Below are 23,686 nucleotides of genomic sequence, written 5' to 3' on the forward strand. Positions count from 1 at the left end.
GAAAAATCCGTGTGCTGATGCGAGGAGGACCAGTTGCAGATCCGTCCAGGTGCGGCGTACCCGCTTGGAGCAAATTACAGCGGAGCCGGGACGAATTTCGCGGTGTTCAGTGAAGTTGCCGAACGTGTGCAGCTGTGTCTGATCGGCGACGACGGCGAGGAAACGCAGATCGATCTGCTGGAGCAGGACGGCTTCATCTGGCACGGCTTCTTGCCTGACGTCGAGCCCGGGCAGCGTTATGGCTACCGCATCCACGGGCCCAACGACCCCGCGCAGGGTCTGCGATGCAACCCGGCCAAACTCCTCCTCGACCCTTACGCCAAGGCGATCGACGGCAAATTCGACTGGGCCCAACCAGTTTTCAGCTATATGTTCGACGACCCGTCGACGCCCAACAACGAGGACTCCGGTCCTTACATGCCTGCGTCTGTGGTGATCAACCCGTACTTCGACTGGGGCGTCGACCGTCCCCCTCACCACGCCTACGCGGACACCGTCATCTATGAGGCCCACGTGAAGGGCCTCACCCAGACCCACCCCGCGATCCCCGAGGAGCTGCGCGGCACCTACGCCGCGATCGCTCACCCCGCGATCCTCGACCATCTGACGAACCTGGGTGTGACCACTCTCGAACTGATGCCGGTCCACCACTTCGCGGATGACTCCGTGCTGCAGGACCGCGGTCTCTCGAATTACTGGGGCTACAACACCATCGGGTTCTTCGCCCCCGATTCCAAGTACTCCCGGGGCGACTCGCGGGTTGCGCCTGTCCAAGAGTTCAAGTCGATGGTCAAGGCCGTGCACGAGGCGGGCATCGAGATCATCCTCGACGTGGTCTACAACCACACCGCCGAGGGCAACCACATGGGTCCGACCCTGTCGTTCCGCGGAATCGACAATGCCGCGTATTACCGTCTGGTCGAAGATGATCCGCAGTACTACATGGACTACACGGGCACCGGGAACACCCTGAACGTCCGGCATCCCCATGCCCTGCAGCTCATGATGGATTCACTCCGCTACTGGGTCACCGAGATGCACGTCGACGGCTTCCGCTTCGACCTCGCGTCCGCTCTGGCCCGCGAGTTCTACGACGTCGACCGGCTTTCCAGCTTCTTCGACCTCGTCCAGCAGGACCCGGTGGTCAGTCAGGTCAAGCTGATCGCCGAGCCATGGGACGTGGGACCCGGCGGATACCAGGTGGGCAACTTCCCCCCGCAGTGGACCGAATGGAACGGCAAATACCGCGACACCGTGCGCGACTTTTGGCGCGGCGAGCCGGGTACCCTGGGCGAATTCGCCGCTCGCATAACAGGTTCGGCCGATCTCTACGAGCACACCGGACGGCGGCCTGCCGCGTCCATCAACTTCATCACCGCCCACGACGGTTTCACACTGCGAGACCTCGTCTCCTACAACGAGAAGCACAACGAGGCGAACGGTGAGGACAACAACGACGGCGAGAGCCACAACCGCTCGTGGAACTGCGGTGTCGAAGGCGAAACCGACGATCCCGAGATCCTCGCGCTGCGTGCCCAGCAGAGCCGCAACATGATCGCCACCCTGCTGCTGTCGCAGGGTGTGCCGATGATCAGTCACGGTGACGAACTGGGACGGACGCAGGGCGGCAACAACAACGCGTACTGCCAGGACAGCGAGCTGGCCTGGGTCGATTGGGAAAACGTCGACGAGGACCTCATCGATTTCACCCGTCGTGTCGCCGAGTTGCGGTCGAACCACCCGGTGTTCCGTCGCCGACGCTTCTTCGAGGGCCGGCCGATGCAACGATCGGCCGACAAGCTGCCCGACATCGCCTGGCTACGACCCGACGGCAGCGAGATGACCGAGGATGACTGGAACGCCGATTTCGGTCGTGCGGTCGGATTGTTCCTCAACGGCAGCGCCATCCCCGAGGTCGACGATTTCGGCGACCGCATCATCGATGCCTCGTTCATGGTGTTCCTGAGCGCTCACTACGAACCCATCGAGTTCCCGCTCGACACCAAGTACGGCGAGCAGTGGGAGGTGGTGCTCGACACCACCGTCGCGGGCGACGAAGCCGAGAAGCCATTGACGGCGCCGACCACGGTCACCGTCGGTGCGCGGGCGTTCCTGGTGCTGCGCCGCATCGAACCCGAAGACGACTGACCCCGTCGGCCGGGCCCTCTCGGCGGAGTCGGGCGGCTGCTACCAGGTGATCTTCTTGTGGCAGTCGCCTTGAGTTCCGGCCGGATCCACCTGAATGGTGGCGTGGTCGAGGCCATGACGTTCGAGCACTTCCCTGGCGGCGGCGAGCACCGCGGCGTTGTCGGCCGTGGCGGTCACATGCACCGTTGCCACGTCCATGCCGGTGGTCAGCGTCCAGACGTGCAGGTCGTGCACCTCGGTCACACCCGCCAGGTCGCTGAGTTCGCGCTGGATCCTGTCCACGTCAACGTGGACCGGGGCCTGCTGCGCCAGGATCCGAAGTGCGTCGACGGCAAGGCGGATGGCGCGCGGGGCGACCCACAGCGCAATCAGTACTGCCACCACCAGGTCCGCGTACGGCCAACTGGTAGTCATCGTCACCACGCCTGCCACCAGCACGCCGATCGACCCGACGGCGTCGGCGAGCACTTCCATGTACGCGCCGCGCACCGCGATGCTTCCCTTGGCGTCCGCGCGTAGCAGCAGCATCACCGCCAGATTGGCCGCGAGGCCGATGAGCGCCACCACCACCAGGGTCCCGCCCGGTACGTGGGGATCGGTACCGATGCGCTCGATGGCCTCGTAGAGGACAAATACGGCCACGCCGATGAGCAGCACGGCGTTGGCCACAGCGGTGAAAACCTCGGCGCGGTGCCAGCCGAAGGTCTTGACCCCGCTCGAACTCCCGTGCCGGGCGAGCAGCAAAGCGCCCAGTCCCATCACCATGGCCACCACATCGGTGAGCATGTGGCCCGCATCGGCGATCAGAGCCAGCGAGTTGACGGCGATGCCGACGGTCAGTTCGACCGCGAAGAACACGGAGATGATGACTGCCCCGGCCACCATCGGCCAAAGTCGCCGCTGGGTTCCGTCGTCAGCGGCGCCGTGCCCGGCGTGACCGTGGCTGTGCGTGTGGCCCATCGTGTCCCTTCGCGGTCAGTGGACCCCAAATATATGCATGACTACGCATGCGTCGCAACTGTCAGCGCAGCGTGGCGATCGCCGAGACGCGGGAAAGTCCGCACACCATCAGCAGATCAACGATTGTGGAACGAATCTGCGCCAAGATCACCGTCTCCGACAGCGCGCTGCCCTCGACCAGTTCTGGCTTCGAGCGACGGGCGATGCTGCGCAAGACCCTGGCCGCAGACGCCGGGTCGGGCTGCTGGCCGGGGTCGGCCAGGATCATGTCGTTGACCACCTCGAATGCGTGCGCGAGGCTGACGATGAGTTCGACGATCTCGGGCTTGATCGGCTCGTTCTTGTCCATCGCGCTCGCCGCCCGACGTGCCAGCACCCGAACGTTTCGCACCGCATTGTCGATCGGATCGGCGACGGCGGTGATGCGTTCGAGGCGCGACCGACTGTTCCAGTACAGCGGGGAGATGACACTGATCTCACGCCCACCAGAGATGTCCGACCGCATCGCATCGATCTCCGGCTGGGTTCCGCGCGCTTCTTCGAGCGCTTCGAGCAGCAGGTCGCGGTCCATCCGGCGCAGCCCCTCGGCCACATCTGCGAGCACATCGGACACCGTGGTGAGCACCCCGGCGGCGTCGCGGCGGGCCCGCAGCACCGGATGGGTGGGAACCACCGCAACCACCACGATCGCCACCACACCGCCGATGAAGGCGTCGATGACGCGGTGGAACCCGTCGGCTCCTCCTGGCGGCAAGAGCGTTGCCACCAACACGGCCGAACTCGCGGCCTGAATCGGCACCAGCGGACCCCGATCGAGCACGATGGCCACCACCATCGCGATGGCGACGACCACCATGATCTGCCAGGTGCCCGATCCGATCGCCGCGATGATCAGGTCGCCGACGGCCACGCCGACGGTCACGCCGATCGCCACCTCGAGGGCGCGGCGCCACCGCTGCCCGAGTGACAGACCCAACGAGATGACCGCGGCGATGGGAGCGAAGAACGGTCGCTCGTGGGCGAACACCTCGGTGGCGAGGTACCAGGCGAGGCCGGCCGCCAAGGAACACTGGAGGATCGGCAGGATCGCCACGCGCAGCCGATGCAGAGGGGCGCGGACGCGGGCCGGCAACCGTTCGCGGGCGAACACCGCGCGAACGGTCAGCAGACGGCCGTCCGAGCCGCCGGTGTCAGGCGAGTCCGAGCTCGCCGGCGGCTGCCGGGTCACTTTCGTTCAGCAGATCGAGGCAGCGCCGGTATTCGTCTTCCTCACCGATGGTCTGCGCCGCCCGGGCGAGCACGGCGACGCAACGCAGGAACCCGCGGTTGGGCTCGTGGCTCCACGGCACGGGGCCGAACCCTTTCCAGCCATGCCGGCGCAGCTGGTCGAGCCCGCGGTGGTAGCCGGTACGTGCGTAGGCGTAGGCGGTGATGGTCGCGCCTTCGTTCATGGCGGCTTCGGCCAGGTAGGCCCAGGCGATCGAGGCGGTCGGGTGCTGGGCGGCGACCGCAGCCGGGTCGGAACCGTTCAACAGGTCCGATTCGGCTTCGTCGTCTCCGGTCAAGAGGGTGGGCTGAGGGCCGAGAAGATCTCCGAACGACGTCATCGGACCATTGTCGCAGCTCTCGATCGGGTGCGGGCGACCCCTCCGGCCGCCCGTTCATTCGATAGGGTGGGCGCGACGCTGCGCGGGGGTGACTGTCCGAAGGTCGGCCAGGTTCCCGTGCACTGTGAACAGTGTCGGTCGAGGAACAGGGCTGGGTGGATGTCACATCCTGACGATGAAGGCAATTCTGTAGTACGGAGGGCCTTTTCGGCAGTTCGTAAGCTTCGCGAAGCAAGATCGGGTAGCGGGGCCGAAGCAACACGACGTCCCGGTGCATCCACAACATCTCCTGCAGGGCAGGAAAAACAGGGGGGTCTGTTGCCGCAGGGAAAGTCCGATGGCGAATCGCCGCAGGGGGCCGCGAACGATTCGGCCGACAGTCCGGTGACCGACACGGCGAGCGCGACCCCGGAGTCGGCATCGGGCACCGGCGCCGCTCCCGCCGAGCGCCCGACGTCCCCTGCCGAGTCCCCTGTCGAGCCGGACGCTGATACCGCGGTGGACAACCGAGCCGACGCCGCAGACGAAGACTCCCCTGCCACCCCGGACACCGCCGCGACGGCAAGCCAGGATCCGGTGGTCGACGCCGTGGTCAACGAAGCTCCGGCTGCCGAGCGCTCCGAGAACTCCGACCCGGCCGTCGAAACGGCAGAGGCCGAGGACGACGTCGAAGTCCCGCTCTCCGCGGAGAATGAGGCCGCCGCATCGCACGAGCCCACCGATACGTCCGGTGACGACGAGCAGCCTGCCGATGCGAAGGACAACAGCGCACCTGTGGCCGATCCGCACACCGATGAGCCGGTTGCCGATCAGACAGCCGACAGTCAGACTGTCGAATCTTCCGTTGAACCGGAGGCGGCGCAGGATGCTCCCGAAGAGGCGCCTGCACAGACGACGTCTGATCGCGCCGAAGCCGAAGCCGAGGCCGTGCCGGAAGACGAGCAGGCCGTTGCAGACGAGAAGGCCGCGGCGGACGAGAAGGCCCCGCGTCAGGACACTGCCGGGGAACAGCCCGGCGGCGACCCCGCCCCGGCGCCCAGCGAGGCCGTGACCGCCCAATTTGCCGCTGTCCCGGCGGTATCCACGTCGAAATCCTCGGCATCACAATCCGACTCGACGTCGAAGGACGAGCCCGTCGGATCACCCGCCGACGAGAACGAGACGGAGGTGATGGCGGCCGCTGCGGCCCCTGCCGTCGCCACCGACCAACCGACGGAGCGGATCAGCACCACAAAGGCGGCACCGACGACGTCGTCGACCGATTCGAACACCAGGTCAATGTCGAATCCAGGATCGCCGTCGAATACAGGGTCGCCGGCCGCGCAGGTGCCCGACTGGAAAGCGGAACCGGCTGCCCCGCAGTACATTCCGCCTGCAGGCGGCGCCCAGCAGAATCGAACCGCCGGCGGACCCAAGAAGTCGCGTAAAGGTCTGTGGTTCGCTCTCGCCGCACTGGTCCTGATCGCAGCTGTGGTCGCGGCGGTCATCGCCGTTGTCGCCTCCGGAGACGAAACCAGCGAGGTCCCCGCCGACGTCGCGGCCGCGCGGGCGCTCGAGTACACCACCGCGCTACGCGACGGCGACATCATCACTCTCCGACAGATCACGTGCGGCGAAGCGCAGCAACGCTTTACGAGCATGTCCGACCAGGAGTTCGCCGAGGATCACCGGATCCAAGAGGAGAACAACGAACTGGTCGGCGTCGACGGTGTCAAGGCGTCCAAGATCGTCAACGACGGCAATGGAGCCGTCGTAGAGGTGATCGCCTACAAGACGCTCACCCCTGACGAGAAGCTCGACGTGGCACTCACACTGAGCAAGATCGACGGGGAGTGGAAGGTCTGCAAAGCCTGATCGGACTGTGACAACCGCGCCTTCGCGGTCGTTCGGGCGTTAGGCTTGGTCGGTGCCCTCACCGCAGGACCGGCCATCACCACCTCCCCATCACCGTGTAATCGACGCGGCGACCATCCCATTGCGTTCGCAGCGACCCCCGGGCCCCGTTCGACGTAGCGGGTTCGAGGCGCCGCCTCGACCGAGCGACACCGCGGGCCGACCACCGCAGCCCCCTGGCCGTCCATGGCAGCCGCCGGCGCCACATGGCGTCCACGCGCCGGCGGACGTTCCTTTCCGGGACCGTCCTCAGATGAAGGTGGAGCAACAACAAGCCGCTCCGAGGCCCGTGATCGTCGCCCCGGCCCGGATGACAACAACGCAGCGACCGCACCGCCGGGTGGATACCTCGGTCTTGTGTGCGGCCGCTGCGTTGTTACTGCTCGGAGTGGCGGTCCTGGTGGGTATCGCGCTCTGACCCACCGGGACCGCTTACCCGGTTTTCGTCTCGGCTGTCAGGCGCTGATGGACTTGCCGACCGACTTGAGGTCGGTGCAGGCCTCCACCACACGCTCGCTCATCGACGTCTCTGCCTTCTTCATGTAGCTGCGCGGGTCGTAGAACTTCTTGTTGCCCACGTCGCCGTCCACCTTGAGGACGCCGTCGTAGTTCGAGAACATGTGGCCGACGATCGGACGGGTGAAGGCGTACTGGGTGTCGGTGTCGACGTTCATCTTGATCACGCCGTAGCTCAGGCTTCCTCGATCTCGCTCTTGAGCGAGCCCGAGCCGCCGTGGAACACGAAGTCGAAAGGCTTGGATCCCTCGGCCAGACCCAACTTCTTGACGGCCACGTCCTGGCCGGTCTTGAGCACCTCGGGGCGCAGCTTGACGTTGCCCGGCTTGTAGACGCCGTGCACGTTCCCGAAGGTAGCGGCCAGCAGGTAGCGACTTCCGGAGTCGCCCGCACCGAGTGCCTCGATGGTGGCCTCGAAGTCTTCGGCGGTGGTGAAGAGTTTGTCGTTGATCTCGTTCTCCACGCCGTCTTCCTCGCCGCCGACAACACCGATCTCGACCTCGAGGATGATCTTCGCGGACGCGGCCTTGGCCAGCAGATCCTTGGCGATCTCCAGGTTCTCGTCCAGCGGCACGGCGCTGCCGTCCCACATGTGCGACTGGAACAGCGGGTTCTGGCCTGCGTCGACGCGCTCCTGGGAGATGGCGAGCAGCGGACGCACGTAGGTGTCCAGCTTGTCCTTGGGGCAGTGGTCGGTGTGCAGGGCCACCGTGATGCCGTACTTGGCGGCCACCACGTGCGCGAACTCGGCCAGCGCCACCGCACCGGTGACCATGTCCTTCACACCGAGACCCGAACCGAACTCGGCGCCACCGGTGGAGAACTGGATGATGCCGTCGCTGCCCGCCTCCGCGAATCCTTTGAGGGCTGCGTTGATGGTCTCCGACGAGGTGCAGTTGATCGCGGGGAAGGCGAAACCGCCCTCTTTCGCCGCGTTGAGCATCTGTGCGTATTGTTCGGGCGTTGCGATGGGCATGTGGCCTCCAGCGAGGTTCGGTGATCTTCGCTGACCAGTATTGCAAGGACCGTCTGCGCCGGTGAGCACCCTCCCGCCGTACGGCACAGCGCCGCCTGGCGGGACCGGCCGGCAACAACCGGTACCCTTGGGTCCCGTGATGGAGACTGTCCTTGCCCAAACGACCGATGTGGCGTTGATGCCTGGGTTCTTGGACCCGATCAATCTCCTCAATTCCTTCGGGACCTGGATGCTCGGTGGGCTGCTGCTCATCGTGTTCATCGAGTCGGGTCTGCTGTTCCCGCTGCTGCCCGGCGACTCCCTGTTGTTCACAGCCGGATTGATCGTGGCCGCCAAGTCGAGCGAGATCGAGCCGTTCGCGCCGCTGTGGGTGTTGCTGCTCACCATCCCGATCGCCGCTTTCCTCGGCGATCAGGTCGGCTATTTCCTAGGCAACCGGTTCGGATATTCGCTGTTCAAGCCCGATGCGCGGGTCTTGAAGAAGAAGTACATCGATGAGGCGCACGAGTTCTTCGAAAAGCACGGGCCCATCACCATCTTCCTGGCGCGATTCGTTCCGATCGTCCGTACCTATGCGCCGCTCGTCGCCGGTGCAGCCCGGATGAAGTACTCGACGTTCCTCGCCTACAACATCGTCGGAGCCATCGCCTGGGGTGCGGGCGTCACCCTGCTCGGGTACTTCCTCGGCCAGATCGAGTTCATCCAGAAGAACATCGACATCATCTTCCTGATCATCGTGTTCGTCTCGGTCCTCCCGATCATCACCGAGCTGTACAAGCGCTGGCGCGGCCGCGATTCTCAGAACTCAGCCGATGCTGTGGCAGATCCCACCAGCGCACCTTCCGATACCCCGAGCTGACCCCGCCCCGCCGCTCCGGACACCCAAACGCAGGCTTTGTGTCTCCTTGCAGGCACTGCAGCGCCTGCATCTGGTGACAAACCCTGCCTGTGGTGGATCAGATGACCCCGCCCGTACGAAGGCCGTCGCGCAGTAGGGCCCGGAACCGTCTCCGGTCCTGAAGCATCTTCCAGTCCCAGCGGATCACGACGAAGCCGTGACGAAGCAAACGGTTGTGGCGATCGCGTTCGGCGTGCCACGACGCGTCGGCTTCCTGGCCGTCAGCTGTGTACTTGCCTCGCCCATCGAACTCGCCGATGACCTTCCCGTCCCAGTCGAAGTCGCTGCGGGCAAGGAAGATCCCGCCCGGCGAGAAGAACTCGTGCTGCAGCCGCGGTAGTGGGATGTCACCAATCTCGATCATTCGCGCCCGGCTCAGGGACTCTCCGGCAGTCTCGGCTTTCTCGTCGGCATGGCCGAGTGCGTTACGAAAGTTGGCGATACCTCTGCTCCCGGCGAGTCGAGCCGCCAGACCTTCCAGCTGGGCTCGCGGTACCCCGCGACGAAGTCCGCAGTCCACCACCGTCAGCGCACCGGCAAAGTCGGAAGCGCAGGCCACGTCCGCGACCGTTCGCGCCATCGACGTGACCCGGAACGAACCCACCTCGACGATGTCCTCGTCGAGTAGCTGTCCGCGGTGCAGGTATACAGATTTTCCGCGTTCAGCACCCCGGTCCACGATGAAGTGGACCTGTCCATAGTCGCGGCCGAGCGTGTCCACCTCGTGCAGGACGGCGGCAGATTGATGACTCAGCACTCTCCGGCCCCTGGTCCGCCCGGCCACAGCCACGACACGCCGCAGGTAGGTTTGCTCAGGCGTGAGGTCCGGCTGGGGTTCGCAGTAAGCGCCTCGGACCACACGCTCGAGTTCGCCGCGGCTCGTCGCCCGTCGCAGCGCGTGATCTGTGCTCGCGCCCGTACCAATCTGCACGGACCGCAGGATCAGGTTCACGTCGTCGATGCTCTCCACACCGCAATGGTCAGACATCGTTCCGTACCTGCTGAGCCCATCACCCAACCGCGGACTGATGCTGTGGATGACTGTTCCACTGTGGAGAACTCGACCTGTCCACGCGTACGCAGGATTTCCGGCAGAACGCAGGCACTGCAACACCGGCAAACGAACACAAAGACTGCAGATTGGAAGAAGTCGACTACCAGGCCTGATCCAGGTCGGCATGTTGCCTGATCCAGGCATGCATGGCGATACCGGCAGCGACACCGGCGTTGATCGAACGGGTGGAACCGAATTGGGCGATGGAGACGGTGAGGTCGGCGTGGGCCTGGGCGTCGGCGCTCACCCCGGGTCCCTCCTGACCGAACAGCAGAACACATTCTCGTGGGAGGTCCGCGGTCTCGAGCGGCACCGACCCCGGGGTGTTGTCCACGGCCACCACGGCAAGCGACCGCGAACGAGCCCATTCCATCAGGGCACTCACCGAATCATGATGCAGCACATGCTGATAACGGTCGGTGACCATGGCGCCGCGACGGTTCCAGCGTTTGCGCCCGACAATGTGGACCGCGGCCGCCGTGAATGCGTTGGCAGTCCGCACCACGGTGCCGATGTTGCCGTCGTGCCCGAAGTTCTCGATGGCCACGTGGAAGGGGTGGCGGCGCGCGTCGAGGTCGTCGATGATGGCCTCGCGCGTCCAATACCGGTACGCATCAACAACATTGCGCCGGTCACCGTCGGCCAGAAGCGTCGGGTCGTACCGTGGATCGGTCGGCGGCTCGGTGCCGTATTCCTCGGACCAGGGGCCCTTGCCGACCACCGGTTCGCCCCACTCGGTGGGCCCAGGCTCAGCGGTGGACTCGTCCTGGCTCACTCAGGCCAGGCCGATGTCGCTCAACCCGAGCAGCGAGCGGTATTCCACACCTTCGGCCGCGATGACCGCGTCGGCTCCGGTGGCCCGGTCCACCACTGTCGCCACCCCGACAACGGTGGCGCCGGCGTCGCGGAGGGCGCGCACCGCGGTGAGTGGTGAATTGCCGGTGGTGGTGGTGTCCTCGACCACGAGGACGCGCTTGCCCACGATGTCGGGCCCTTCGATCTGCCGTTGCATCCCATGGGCTTTCGCGGCTTTGCGCACTACAAACGAGTTGATCGGCCGGCCGGGGGCGTGCATGATCGCGGTGGCCACCGGGTCGGCGCCGAGGGTGAGTCCGCCGGCCGCTTCGAAGTCCCAGTCGGCGGTCAGTTCCCGCAACAACATCCCGATCAGCGCGGAGGCCTCGTGGTGCAAGGTCGCTCGCCGGAGGTCGACGTAGTAGTCGGCCTCGGCGCCCGACGACAACGTGACCTTGCCGTGGACCACGGCGATTTCCTTGACGAGTTCGGCCAACCGCTCACGCGCCACCGGCGTCGCGTCGGCGCCATCACGATCGGTCACGGTCACTGTGGTCCTCCGGGTCGGGGGCTCCCCGGCGGACCGGGCTGGCGCGGTATCGGTCCTGACGTGCGTACGGGCGGAACAGGTCCGCGGGGGAGCGGCCCGGCGCTTCGGGTCATCGGACCTGATCCCTCATTGCGACGGATCGGGCCGGCCTCGCGGGCGTGGGCCCCCGATTCGGTCCGCGGCCCCGGATTGCGCTGCGGTCGTGGCAGATCCTCGCGGCGGATGTTCTCGGTACGGGGGTCGGCCAGGCCGCGACGCGCGCGCCCGGTGGGACTCGACGGGTCCCGCGGGTCCGGCGCGCTCTGCGGATCGACGACGGGCGGCAGCACCCGGAGCAGGTCGGTGAAGCGGCGAACGGTCTCCAGAGCGACATCGAGGCGTTCGGGGTCGTTGGTGATCGGCATCGAACCGAGCGACCACGCCCCCTCGTTCCAGAGGATCTGGATGTAGTCGGGAGCGTTGGTGGCCAGGGCGACCATGCGGCGATCGCACACGCGGCGGGCGACATCGAGGTGACTGGAGAACATCACCCTCTTACCCATCGCGCCGAGCAGTTCGACATCGTCCTCGGCCGGCGCGAGAGTCTTCTCGTGCCGCAGATCGATCGTCACGTTCGATTCGGTGGTCCGGCGGATTGCCACGATGGTGGCGGTTTCGGCAAGGTCGAAGACGACGGTCTCTTCGCCGTAGTAGCTGCCGTAGGCCAGATCCTGGACCTCGATGTGGTCGGGCACATCCATCGCCGCCCGTCCGAACTCCGATTTCAGGGCCGGATCGGAGTCGCGGTATTTGAACCCGTGCTGATCGCCCCACACCGCTCGTTCACGGCGCACCCCGGTCGTCCGCTTGCGGTCGAGCCACAGCAGAGCCAGGGCGCCGGCCAGCGCGAGGGCGGCGATCAGGAAGTAGACGGCAGTCATCACCGGTCAGCTTACCGTGGGGCGTCCGATTCGATACGCAGGCGAGGTTGCCGAGACCCGCACTCGCCCAGCGGGCCCCGCGAGGGCCTCAGTTCTCGGGGATCGAACCGGAGACCCGGCCGTCCACGATGAGGTCGGCGATCATCGTGCCGTCGACCTTCACCACCCGGACGACAACCAGGTCACCGACGTCGAGAACACTGAGCGAGCTGCCCTCGGTGGACTGCACGTGGGTGTCCGGACTGAGGATGAAGTGCTGTTTGCGGCCGTCGGCGGTGTGGACGTCGAGGGAGTCGGAGCTGATCTTGTCGATGGTGCAGAGCACCACCTTCGACCGTTCGGTGCTGAGGGCCTCGGGAATCTCTTCGGTTGTGGTCTCGCCCGAGAGCACTCCGGCCTGACTCGGCGGTTCGCTCGGGGTGACGTACTTGATCTGTGTCGACGCCTGGCCCTGATCGCTGCGCTCGGCTCCGAGATGGATGCAGTAACCCAGGGCCACGCCCGCAACCGCCAGGCCGGCGATGCACAACAGCGTCACGACCCTTGTCGAACGCGGCGCGGAATCAGTCACGTGTCCGAACATAGAAGCCGAGTCTGAGATCCGTCTGTGAATAGCGACAGCGGGGCCTGACTTGTCACCTCTGTCAGGAGCTTTCGCGTGCCCTGACGTAGCCGGCCTGCTTGTCGACCACGTTGATCAGCGGTTCGCCGGCGATGTAGTGCTGCAGGTTCTGCAGGAACTGACCGGCCAGTTCATCGCCCCACCCGACCACATCCCCGCTCATGTGCGCCGAGATGTGCACGTTCTCCATCTCCCACAGCGGGTTCTCGGCGGGCAGCGGCTCGGTCTCGAACACGTCTAGCGAGGCGGCTCCGATCGATCCCGTCCGCAACGCGTCGACGAGCGCCGTCTCGTCGACCAACTCCCCTCTGCCCACGTTGACCAGGTGCGCGGTCGGTTTCATCGAGGCCAGTACCGCGGCGTCGATCATGCGGGCGGTCTGGGCGGTGAGCGGTGCGATGGCGACCACCACGTCGAAGTCGCCGGCGTAGGAAGTCAGGTCTGCGGTGGCCCGCACCACACCGAAGTCCGGGTCGTGCGCACGTTCGGTGCGACCCGCACCGCTCACCTGCAGGCCGGCTGCCCGTAGAAGGCGGGCGGTGGCGCGTCCGATCCCGCCGGTCCCGATGACGAGTACCGAACGTCCGGCAGTCCGGGTGGTGTCGCGGCGGATCCACCGCTTTTCCCGCTGGAGGGTTTTCGACAGATGCAGCTGCTTGTCCTCGGCGAGGATCGAGCCGAGGACGAACTCGGCGATGGGCCCGTCGAAGACCCCGTGGGCGTTGGTGATGGTCACGTCCGACCGGCGCACGTCATCGAACAGCATTGCGTCGACGCCTGCTGCACAGACATGTACCCACCGGAGGTCATCTGCGGCCGACCAGTTGTCCCGCAAGGCCGCGGAGAAGAAGTCCCACAACAGCAGAACGTCCGCACCGTCGAGCGCCGCACCCAGATCTGCGGTGGTGCATTCACGCACGGTTGCGATGTTGCGGATCTGCTCCAGGTTGCTGGGCGGGGCAAGTCCTTCGCGACCCAGGAGCGCGACCACCGGTGGTGTGTTCGGCGTTGCCATGGGCCCAGATTAGGGCAGCCCGCCAGAGTGGCCGTCGGCGACTGTCCAATTGTTGACAATCCATCAATCTGCCGTCACCGTGTACCCATGAGCCGCGCCACCCTCAGCCCTGCCCTCAAACAAGCCACACCGGTTGTCGTCGATCACGCGAAGGGGTCGTGGATCCACGGCACGGACGGCCTCGACTACCTCGACTTCACCACTGGCATCGGCGTCACCAGCACCGGGCACTGCCACCCGAAAGTGGTTGCCGCAGCCCAGGAACAATGCTGCAAGATCATTCACGCGCAGTACACCACCGTGATGCACAAGCCGCTGCTCGAGTTGACCGACAAACTCGGTGATCATCTGCCCACCGGGCTCGACTCGGTGTTCTACGCCAACTCCGGATCCGAGGCCGTGGAGGCCGCCGTCCGGCTGGCGCGGATGGCCACAGCACGACCGAACATCGTTGTCTTCCAAGGCGGTTTCCATGGCCGCACCGTCGCCGCCGCCACCCTGACCACCGCCGGAACCCGTTTCTCGGCAGGCTTCTCCCCCTTGATGGGCGGCGTGCACATGGCGCCCTTTCCGTACGCCTACCGGTACGGCTGGGACGAGCAGACAGCAGTCGACTTCGCTCTCCGGGAACTCGACTACCTGTTCGCCTCACGCGTCGCTCCCAATGACACCGCTGCCTTCCTCATCGAACCGGTGCTGGGTGACGGCGGATACCTGCCCACGCCACCGGCGTTTCTCGAGGGACTCCGCGAACGCGCCGACCGATACGGCATCGTCCTCATCCTCGACGAGGTCCAGGCAGGCGTCGGGCGCACCGGCAGATTCTGGGGACACCAGCACACCGACGGCCTGATTCCCGACATCCTCATCACAGCCAAGGGCATCGCCTCCGGGTTCCCGATCTCGCTATCGCCGCACCCCGCGACCTGATGGCGAAGGCGTGGCCGGGTTCCCAGGGCGGCACCTATGGCGGCAATGCGGTCGCCGCGGCCGCGGGCGTCGCGACACTCGAGGTGATCGCCGAGGAGAACCTCGTCGACAACGCGCGCATCCGGGGCGACCAGATGCTCCGCGGACTGGCCGAGCTGGCTCCGAAGTTCCCGCAGATCGGCAACGTCCGCGGGATCGGCCTGATGGCCGGCATCGAATTCGTCGACGATGCGGGCACGCCCGACAGTGTCTCGGCAGCCGCCGTGCAGCAGGCGTGCATACCCGAGAAGCTGCTGACGCTGACGTGTGGACCGATGGGCAACGTTGTCCGCCTCATCCCCGCACTGGTGATCTCAGAAGACGAAATGGCCACGGGTCTGAACAGATTCGAGGCCGCCTTGACCGCGGCACTGGGATAGCGGGGGTGATGGACCCCGAACTGTCCGGCTCCCGTGTCGCCACTGATCTACAAGCGCTCGGGCTGAGCGCCGACGCCTCGTCTCGCCGTCTCACCGAATACTCCTACGACGCCTCGAACTACCGACTCAAGCCCCTCACGGTGGTCTTCCCTCGGGACGATCGCGAGGTGGCTGCGGTGGCCGCCTACTGCCACCGGCATCACCTCACGCTCACCGCCCGCGGTGGCGGAACGGGCATGGGCGGCAACGCGATCGGGACCGGCGTGGTGCTGGACTTCTCCCGGCACATGAACAGGCTCATCTCCGTCGATCCGCACGGCAGGACCGCGGTGGCGCAGGCCGGCATGGTGCTCACCACGCTGCAGCAGCAAGTCGCGGCCCAGACCGACGGTGAACTGACCTTTGCGCCGGACCCCTCGAGCCAGTCCCGGGCCACCCTCGGCGGGGCCATCGGCAACGACGCCTGCGGCAACCACTCGGTGCGCCACGGGCGCACCACCGACCACGTCGAGGCATTGAACCTGGTCACGGCCGATGGACTGCGCCTCACCGCATTCCGAGACGGGTTGAGCGCAACCGACCCCTCCGACACCGAAGCGGTGGCCCGGGCAGCTCAACTGAGTGCGGCGATGCGCGAGCTGACGGTGGCGAACATGGCCATACTGCGAACCGAGATGGACCGGATCCCACGCCAGGTGTCCGGCTACCACCTCGGTAAGTTGCTGCCCGAAAACGGTTTTGACGTGGCCCGCGCCCTGGTCGGCACCGAAGGTACCTGTGCGATCGTGGTCTCGGCCACCGTTCGTCTCGTGCCCGCGCCCACCAGCGCGCTGCTGCTCTGTCTCGGCTACCGCAACGTGGTGGACGCCGCCCGCGACGTACCGACCCTGCTCGAGTTCAAGCCCTCGGCCATCGAAGGTATCGACGAGCGCATCGTCGAGACGATGCAAGCGCGTCGAGGCGACGACTCCGTGGTGGGCCTGCCACAGGGAAATGCCTGGCTGTACGTGGATCTCGACGAAGAGAGCAGCTCGAACGTGCCGCAGGCGGCGCAGGACCTTCTCGACAAGCTGTATACAAACGGGCGACTGGTGGACGGCCGGACCGTGCCCGACCGCCGGCATCGGGTCTCGCTGTGGCGTATCCGGGAGGACGGCGCCGGATTGTCGTCGCGGCTGGTGGCACCGCAGCAGGTGAACCCCGAGGACGGTGGCGACGGCGGCAGCTACGAATCCTGGCCCGGCTGGGAGGACTCGGCCGTTGCCCCCGAAAGGCTGGCCGACTATCTGGAAGGGTTCACCGCACTGCTCGACCATCACGGGCTGACCGGTGTCATGTACGGACACTTCGGCGCCGGTTGCATGCATGTCCGAATCACCTTCGACCTCCGCAGTGCGCAAGGCCGAGCGGTGATGAGGAAGTTCTGTCATGATGCCGCCGAACTCGTTGTGCGTCATGGTGGTTCGCTGTCGGGTGAACACGGCGATGGCCGGGCCCGCTCGGAGCTGTTGCCCCTGATGTACTCGCCTCGGATGATCGAGACCTTCGGCGCCTTCAAGCGGATCTGGGATCCGGCAGGCATCCTCAACCCCGGCAGCATCGTCGATCCGGACCCCATCGATGCGAATCTTGTGCTCGCCGATGTGCCCAGCCGCGTATGGCGCACCAGTTTTGATCTCGGCACGCCCGGGACCCGGGACGATGGGCAGCCGGGCCTCGACCCCTTTGTGCACGCCGTCCAGGGGTGTATCGGTGTCGGCCGTTGCCGATCGGATTCCGGTGGCGTCATGTGCCCCAGCTATCGCGCCACCCGCGACGAGAAGGACTCCACGCGCGGCCGCGCCCGCGTCCTGCAGGAGATGGTTCGCACCGCACCCGACATCGAATCAGGCTGGCGCGACGAGGATTCTCGCGAAGCCCTCGACCTGTGCCTGTCATGCAAGGCGTGTTCGACCGATTGCCCGGTGGGCGTCGACATGGCGACGTACAAGTCCGAGTTCTTCTCCAACTACTACCGGCGGCGCCTGCGCCCACTGTCGCACTATTCGCTCGGCTGGATGCCTGCCTGGCTCGGCGCCGCCAAGGCTCTGGCCCCCGTCATCAACAGGATGCTGGCGGGCCGCCTCGCCGGCCCCGCATCCCGGGCCGGCGGGCTTGATCCGCGACGCACCATGCCCGCTTTCGCCACCCGCAAACAGGTGCACACCGCGATGGCCGGTCTACGCACCGACCCGACGTCCGACGTGGTGCTGTTCGTCGACTCGTTCACCAAGGCGTTCCGGCCACACGTCGCCGGTGCCGCGGCGCGGGTCCTGGAATCGGGAGGCCAGACCGTGAGCTGTTCAGCCGACCAATGTTGCGCGCTCACCTGGATCTCCACCGGGCAACTCGATCACGCGCGAAAGGTGCTGACCCGTACCGCCGCTGCTCTCGACGACGGCACTGACCGGCCGATCGTGGTGCCCGAACCGAGCTGCGCTGCCGCACTGCGCAAGGACCTCCCGGAGTTGGTGCACAGCGAGGTCGCCCGCCGGGTGGCTTCACGGGTCCGGAGTTTCGCCGACGAGGTGGGCCATCTACTCGACGACGGATGGGAACCACCCGTGCCGTTGCCCGCGGACGTCGTCGTGCAGACCCACTGCCACGAGTACTCGGCGTTCGGGCCAACCGTGCAGCAATCGGTTCTGCGCAGACTCGGGGCGACCAAGGTCGAGCAGGCCGACGGATGTTGCGGTGTGGCAGGCAATTTCGGCTTCGAGAAAGGTCACTACGACGTCAGTATGGGCGTGGCCGAACAGGCGCTCGCCCCAGCGCTGCGTGCCCGGGACCGATCCACACCGGTCCTCACCGACGGATTCAGTTGTGCGATGGCCGTTTCGCACCTCTCTGCCACCGACGACACCGTGCCGGCCGTCGAGTCGGTCCACCTGGCCGAATTACTCGACCCGGCCACTTCAACCGAGACCACCGAGGAGGTTCGACCATGACGACATCCACCGTCACACCCGCCGCCCAGAACGCCGAACGGCGTGCCCGGGCAGCCGAGCTGATCGCTTCACTGCCCACCGGCCTGTACATCGGCGGCGAATGGGGCCCAGCAGCGGACGGCGCCACCTTCGCGGTCGAGAACCCCGCCACCGGTGAGGTCATCGCTCACGTCGCCAAGGGTGCACAGGCCGATGCCGCTGCGGCCATCGAGTCGGCCGCGGCCACCCAGAAGAGCTGGGCAGCAACACCGCCCCGCACACGCAGCGACATCCTCCGCCGGGCATACGAGTTGATCCTGGAACGGCAGGAGGATCTGGCGCTGATCATGACCACCGAGATGGGCAAGCCTCTGGCCGAGGCGCGAGGTGAAGTGGCCTATGGCGCAGAGTTCTTCCGATGGTTCTCCGAAGAGGCAGTCCGGATCGACGGTGGACACACCACCACCGGCGACGGTGCAAACCGCATCCTGGTGACGAAGGAGCCGGTGGGACCGTGCATCCTCATCACCCCGTGGAACTTCCCACTGGCGATGGGCACCCGCAAGATCGGGCCCGCGATCGCGGCCGGCTGCACCATGGTGTTCAAGCCTGCCGAACTCACCCCACTCACGACGCTTGCCCTCACCGAGATCCTCACGCTCGCCGGCTTGCCTGCCGGTGTGCTGAACGTGGTCACCACCGACGACCCCGGTTCCGTGGTGGAGACCTGGATGGACAGCGGCCTGGCCCGCAAGGTCAGCTTCACCGGATCCACCCAGGTCGGAAAGTTGCTGCTGGAGCAGGCATCTCGGACCGTGATGCGCACGTCTATGGAACTGGGCGGCAACGCACCGTTTATCGTCTGTCCTGACGCCGATCTCGACAAGGCCGTCGGCGGCGCGATGGTCGCCAAGATGCGCAACATGGGTGAGGCCTGCACGGCGGCCAACCGGATGTTCGTGCATCGCAGCGTGGCCGAAGAGTTCGCCGGGAAGCTGGCCGAACGGATGGGCGCGTTGAACGTCGGCAACGGCGTGGACGAGGGCACCCAGGTGGGGCCGCTCGTCGAGCGCAAGGCCGTCGACAAGGTCCGCACCCTGGTCTCGGACGCCGTCGAACGAGGGGCCACGGTGGTGGTGGGCGGTGAGGAGGGTGCTGATGCCGGCTATTTCTACCAGCCGACGGTGCTCTCGGGAGTCGACCCACAGTCCGAGCTGATGGGTACCGAGATCTTCGGGCCGGTGGCACCGGTCATCCCCTACGACACCGAAGAAGAGGTGATCGAGATGGCCAACAACACTCCGTGGGGTTTGGTCGGCTATCTGTTCACCCAAGACATCGATCGTGGACTGCGGATGTCGTCGGCACTCGAAGTCGGAATGGTGGGTCTGAACACAGGTTTGGTCTCCAACCCTGCAGCACCCTTCGGTGGGGTGAAACAATCCGGATTGGGCCGCGAAGGCGGCCGGGTCGGGATCGAGGAGTTCCTCGAGATCAAATATCTCGCCATACCGAGGACCTGATCAGACCGGCGCAACCGCGAACGTTCACCGAAAGGTGTGAGGACACAGTATGTATCTCGGATCGCAGCTGTTCACCGACGCCGAATACGAGCAGCGGCTGGCGGCTGTCCGCAAGTTGATGGACCGGCAGGGGCTGTCGGCGATCATCGTCACGGACCCGGCAAACATCTTCTATCTCATCGGGTACAACGCGTGGTCCTTCTACACCCCACAGATGTTGTTCGTACCGATGGACGGCGACATGGTGTTCTTCGCGCGCGACATGGACGCTCGCGGTGCGCATCGCACCACCTGGCTGCCCGAAGAGCAGATCGTAGGTTATCCCGAGAGCTACATTCACAGGCCCCACGTGCATCCGTTCGATTGGGTGGCATTCGCCTTGCGGCAACGGCATCTGATCGCGCCGGCGTCGCGAGGTGGCTCCGTCGGCTTGGAGATGGACTCGCACTTCTTCTCCCCCAAGGCGTATCGGGCGCTGTTCAACGCGATCCCGGAGTGGAAGCTGGTGGACTGCTTCGAGCTCGTGAACTGGGTGCGGTCGGTCAAATCGGATGCCGAGGTGCAGCTGATGCGGCAGGCGGGCATGGTGTGCTCGGAGGCGATGCGTGCGGCCATCGACACCATCGACATCGGAGTGCGACAGTGTGATGCGGCAGCGGCGATCTCGCAGGCGCAGATCACCGGCACCGATCAATTCGGCGGGGACTATCCGGCCATCGTGCCGATGATGCCCACGGGCGAAGCAGCCGACACCCCTCACCTCACCTGGCATCAGGGCACTTTCGTCGGTGGCGAGGCAGTGGTGGTCGAGCTGACGGGCGCCCACAACCGGTACCACTGCCCTCTCGCCCGCACCGTGTCACTCGGTCCGGTGAACAAGGATGTCGACTACGTTGCCGGAGCCACCGCAGAGGGCCTCAACAACGTTCTCGACGCCATCGCACCGGGCGTGCCGACCCGGGAGCTCGCCTCCACGTGGAACTGGACCCTGGCCAAGTACGGACTCGAAAAGCCCTCGCGGCTCGGCTATTCGATCGGTATCGGCTACCCACCCGACTGGGGTGAGCGCACCATCAGCATCCGGACCGAGGACGAGACGATCCTCGAGGAGAACATGACATTTCACATCGTCTGTGGAATGTGGATGGACGGCTACGGATTCGAGTTGTCCGAGTCGGTGCGGGTGAGCGCGACCGGGGTCGAGACGTTCACCAGCTTTCCGCGAGACCTGATCCGCAAGTGACCTGATGAGAAGTGAGAGGTGACCGCATGACCGCAACCGATCTGTCCCACTCCAGCCGCACCTTCCCGCTGGCCGGCCGGGCCAAAGATCTGGTCGGGTCGATGATCGACTCGTCGACGTCGCTGCTCGCCGCGCAGAAGCACGACATCGTCCGATTCGCCATGGGTTCACCCGCCGATGAGGCAGTACCCGCCGACGAGTTCCGCGAGATAGCCGGCACCATCCTCGACCACACGTCGTTCACCTACGGCGCTTCCGAGGGCGAGCCGCGTCTGCTCGATCTACTGGTCAAATACCTTGCCGGCACACCTGATCCGGCCTCCGAGGATCGGCTGGTCATCACCACCGGCGGTATGCAGGGACTCGATCTGGCCTGCAAGTTGTTCGTCGACCCCGGCGACCTGGTGATCGTCGAGTCGCCCACGTACACCAACGGAAGCGCCACCGCCCTGTCGTACGGGGCTCAGCTACTCGAGGTGCCGGTGGACGACGAGGGACTCATGGTGGACCAGCTACCGGATCTGGTCGCGCGAACACATCGAACCCCCAAGGCCATCTACACCATCCCCAACTTCCAGAACCCGAGTGGCGTCACCTTGTCACTGGAACGGCGAATCGCGTTGCTGGAGTTGGCCCACAAGTGGGGCGCGGTCATCATCGATGACGATCCGTACGCGCTGCTGCGCTTCTCCGGCGAGGACATCCCCACGTTCCGGACTCTGAGTCCCGATGACCCACTGCTCTTCTCGGTTCGAACGTTCTCGAAGATCCTCGCGCCGGGGTGGCGCGTCGGATGGGTGGACGCCGACCCCGCTCTGCGGCAATTGCTGATCAATGGCAAGCAGGCGATGGACACATGTACCAACGTGCCCAACCAGCACATCGTGGCCGAGTACATCTCGCGTGGTGGGTTGGAGGACCATCTGGTGATGCTGCGCGACCTGTACCGCATTCGACGGGACGCGATGATCGCCTCTCTGCACACACATCTGGGCGATGAGGTTGCCACCACACATCCCGAGGGTGGCTTCTTCCTCTGGGTGACGTTGCAAGGGAAATATGCCGGTATCGACACCCGCGAGCTGTTCGAGATCGCACTGGCCGAAGGTGTTGCGTTCATTCCGGGCCCGGCGTTGTCGCCCGGTGGCCACTACCGAAACGCGCTGCGGCTTTGCTTTGCATCCAGCACACCCGACCGCATCGACGAGGGTGTGAAGCGGCTGCGTACCGCACTGGATCTGGCATTGGCGGCATGACCGAACGGTCCGTTCTCGAGCTGATCGACGAGCCTGAGTTGGTGGCACTGACCTGCTCGCTCATCGACGCGGGCGGCGAGAATCCCGGCGGCACCGAGCAACAGACGGTCCAGGTAATCCACAAGGCCTGTCACGAACTCGGTTTCATCGTCGACAGCTGGGAGGTGGCACCGGGAAGACCGAACTTGACTGCGACACTCCCCGGCACCGGCAACGCACCCGGTCTCATGATCCTCGGCCACTCGGACGTGGTACCTGCCGGTGACGGATGGACACGCGATCCGTTCGAATCCACGGTCGACGCGGGACGGATCTACGGTCGCGGCGCCGCCGACATGAAGGGTGGCCTCGCGGCGGCAATCATCGCGATGGCGGCGTTGTCGCGGTCGGAGGTGGAACTACCCGGTCCCGTCCAATTGGCCTGCACCGTCGACGAAGAAGACCTCGGCATCGGCATCCGCGATTTTGTGGCCCGAAACGATGGGTCGTATCGATTCGCCGGTTGTGTGGTCGCCGAACCGACCGACCTCGAAACCGTGATCGCTTGTCGCGGAGCCTCGTACCTCGAGGTCCGGGTGACCGGCCGGGCCGCACATTCGGGTCGCCCGGCAGATGGCCGCAACGCCATCGACGCCGCCGCCGCGATCATCGACCTCGTCCGTGCCGACGCCCGCCGACTTGCGCGCTCGCCAGATCCGCTTCTGGGCTCGGGAACCTGGAACACCGGGCTGATCGAAGGCGGGCAGGGCATCTCGGTGGTCGCACCGCATGCGACCGTCAGCTTCGACCGCCGGCTGATGCCAGGGGAAGACGCCAACGCAGTGGCTCCTGGTTACGCGGCGCCATCACCGACGCGGGCATCGACAGCGACGGCATCACAGTGAACGTCGAGGTGACGATGTCGATGCCGGTGTTTTCGACCACCATCGACCACCCATTGGTCACCGAGGCCGCTCGTGCCGTCGGTGACGCCGGTGGCCATACCGAGATCACCGGCTGGACCGCCGCGTGCGACGGCGGCTTCATCAGCCGGGACCTCGGGATCCCCGCCATCGTCCTGGGCCCCGGTGGTCTCAACGATCAGGCACACCGCCCGGACGAATCGGTCTCGATACACGAATTGGTCACCGCTGCAAAGGCTTACGCACTACTGGCGCTGCGCATGATCTCCCCCACGAACGGGCCCTAACCCCCGCCCACCGTGCCCTCATTGCCATCGAGCGGGCCTTTAATAGCGTCGAGCGGGCCCTCAATGCCGCCGACCGGGCCGTTGAATCCCGTCGAGCGGTATGTCAGCCATCCTGCAGCACGGCGGACGGCGGTTCGACGACGATTTCGCGGCCGAGATCTGCCGCAGTGCAACGGGCCAAGGCCGAAGCCGTGGCGACATATGGG

17 protein-coding genes and 4 pseudogenes are annotated in these 23,686 nt (G+C 65.8%); 11 read left to right on the top strand and 10 right to left on the bottom strand.

From position 1 onward, the window contains the following. The first annotated feature begins 33 nt into the window (after positions 1-33). Positions 34-2,148 carry a glycogen debranching protein GlgX gene (gene glgX, locus W823_RS36035; RefSeq protein WP_023955549.1) on the top strand — a complete coding sequence of 705 codons (2,115 nt, stop codon included), beginning with the start codon at positions 34-36 and terminating at the stop codon, positions 2,146-2,148. Between the two features lie 39 nt (positions 2,149-2,187). On the opposite strand, the gene W823_RS36040 is transcribed toward glgX, so the two are convergent. The 3 genes from W823_RS36040 to W823_RS36050 all read right to left on the bottom strand — a co-directional run bounded on the left by W823_RS36040 (position 2,188) and on the right by W823_RS36050 (position 4,715). After that, positions 2,188-3,108 (bottom strand): cation diffusion facilitator family transporter, encoded by a 921-nt coding sequence (locus W823_RS36040; RefSeq protein ID WP_023955551.1) that lies wholly within the window; start codon positions 3,106-3,108, stop codon positions 2,188-2,190. A 61-nt stretch (positions 3,109-3,169) separates the two neighbouring features. Further along, positions 3,170-4,273 (bottom strand): FUSC family protein, encoded by a 1,104-nt coding sequence (locus tag W823_RS36045; RefSeq protein ID WP_030172416.1) that lies wholly within the window; start codon positions 4,271-4,273, stop codon positions 3,170-3,172. 25 nt (positions 4,274-4,298) lie between these two features. Next, positions 4,299-4,715 carry a DUF3151 domain-containing protein gene (locus W823_RS36050; protein WP_023955555.1) on the bottom strand — a complete coding sequence of 139 codons (417 nt, stop codon included), beginning with the start codon at positions 4,713-4,715 and terminating at the stop codon, positions 4,299-4,301. Positions 4,716-5,033: 318 nt separating this feature from the next. Between W823_RS36050 and W823_RS36055 the strand changes: the two genes are divergently transcribed. Beyond that, the gene (locus W823_RS36055; RefSeq protein ID WP_023955557.1) at positions 5,034-6,569 is read left to right on the top strand and encodes a hypothetical protein; all 1,536 of its coding nucleotides are present in this window, start codon (positions 5,034-5,036) and stop codon (positions 6,567-6,569) included. A 292-nt stretch (positions 6,570-6,861) separates the two neighbouring features. Continuing rightward, the gene (locus W823_RS58015) at positions 6,862-7,026 is read left to right on the top strand and encodes a hypothetical protein (protein ID WP_023955559.1); all 165 of its coding nucleotides are present in this window, start codon (positions 6,862-6,864) and stop codon (positions 7,024-7,026) included. A 37-nt stretch (positions 7,027-7,063) separates the two neighbouring features. Here W823_RS58015 and fbaA read toward each other — a convergent pair. After that, positions 7,064-8,100: pseudogene (gene fbaA / locus W823_RS36060) on the bottom strand (class II fructose-bisphosphate aldolase). A gap of 139 nt (positions 8,101-8,239) precedes the next feature. Here fbaA and W823_RS36065 point away from each other — a divergent pair. Continuing rightward, positions 8,240-8,959, top strand: coding sequence for a VTT domain-containing protein (locus tag W823_RS36065; protein ID WP_023955561.1), 720 nt, complete (start codon positions 8,240-8,242; stop codon positions 8,957-8,959). 97 nt (positions 8,960-9,056) lie between these two features. Here W823_RS36065 and W823_RS36070 read toward each other — a convergent pair whose 3' ends face one another. The 6 genes from W823_RS36070 to W823_RS36095 form a co-directional block, all read right to left on the bottom strand. Continuing rightward, entirely contained in the window at positions 9,057-9,986 is a 930-nt protein-coding gene (locus tag W823_RS36070) for a hypothetical protein (RefSeq protein WP_023955563.1), read from the bottom strand. A 166-nt stretch (positions 9,987-10,152) separates the two neighbouring features. After that, positions 10,153-10,827 carry an RNA methyltransferase gene (locus W823_RS36075; RefSeq protein WP_023955565.1) on the bottom strand — a complete coding sequence of 225 codons (675 nt, stop codon included), beginning with the start codon at positions 10,825-10,827 and terminating at the stop codon, positions 10,153-10,155. Then, positions 10,828-11,391 (bottom strand): orotate phosphoribosyltransferase, encoded by a 564-nt coding sequence (gene pyrE, locus W823_RS36080; RefSeq protein WP_235189411.1) that lies wholly within the window; start codon positions 11,389-11,391, stop codon positions 10,828-10,830. A 2-nt stretch (positions 11,392-11,393) separates the two neighbouring features. Beyond that, entirely contained in the window at positions 11,394-12,317 is a 924-nt protein-coding gene (locus W823_RS36085) for a hypothetical protein (protein ID WP_023955569.1), read from the bottom strand. Positions 12,318-12,405: 88 nt separating this feature from the next. Beyond that, entirely contained in the window at positions 12,406-12,888 is a 483-nt protein-coding gene (locus W823_RS36090) for a hypothetical protein (protein WP_152537993.1), read from the bottom strand. Positions 12,889-12,961: 73 nt separating this feature from the next. Beyond that, entirely contained in the window at positions 12,962-13,954 is a 993-nt protein-coding gene (locus tag W823_RS36095; RefSeq protein ID WP_023955573.1) for a D-2-hydroxyacid dehydrogenase, read from the bottom strand. Between the two features lie 87 nt (positions 13,955-14,041). Between W823_RS36095 and W823_RS36100 the strand changes: the two are divergent. The 7 genes and pseudogenes from W823_RS36100 to W823_RS59225 all read left to right on the top strand — a co-directional run. Next, positions 14,042-15,303 (top strand): annotated as a pseudogene (locus tag W823_RS36100) (aspartate aminotransferase family protein). A gap of 8 nt (positions 15,304-15,311) precedes the next feature. Then, positions 15,312-18,290, top strand: coding sequence for an FAD-binding and (Fe-S)-binding domain-containing protein (locus W823_RS36105; protein ID WP_023955575.1), 2,979 nt, complete (start codon positions 15,312-15,314; stop codon positions 18,288-18,290). Next, on the top strand, positions 18,287-19,792 hold the full coding sequence (locus tag W823_RS36110; RefSeq protein ID WP_023955577.1) for an NAD-dependent succinate-semialdehyde dehydrogenase: 1,506 nt from the start codon (positions 18,287-18,289) through the stop codon (positions 19,790-19,792). The genes W823_RS36105 and W823_RS36110 overlap by 4 nt, the downstream gene beginning before the upstream one ends. A 49-nt stretch (positions 19,793-19,841) precedes the next feature. Next, positions 19,842-21,035, top strand: a complete 1,194-nt coding sequence (locus W823_RS36115; protein ID WP_023955579.1) for a M24 family metallopeptidase — start codon at positions 19,842-19,844, stop codon at positions 21,033-21,035. 26 nt (positions 21,036-21,061) lie between these two features. Then, positions 21,062-22,291: a PLP-dependent aminotransferase family protein gene (locus W823_RS36120; protein ID WP_023955581.1), complete on the top strand. Its 1,230-nt coding sequence runs from the start codon at positions 21,062-21,064 to the stop codon at positions 22,289-22,291. Positions 22,292-22,518: 227 nt separating this feature from the next. After that, positions 22,519-23,055: pseudogene (locus tag W823_RS59220) on the top strand (M20 family metallopeptidase); the annotation flags it as partial. Then, positions 22,998-23,480 (top strand): annotated as a pseudogene (locus tag W823_RS59225) (M20/M25/M40 family metallo-hydrolase); the annotation flags it as partial. The pseudogenes W823_RS59220 and W823_RS59225, both read left to right, overlap by 58 nt. Between the last annotated feature and the right edge of the window lie 206 nt (positions 23,481-23,686).

It is taken from the genome of Williamsia sp. D3, assembly GCF_000506245.1.
Classification (GTDB): domain Bacteria; phylum Actinomycetota; class Actinomycetes; order Mycobacteriales; family Mycobacteriaceae; genus Williamsia; species Williamsia muralis.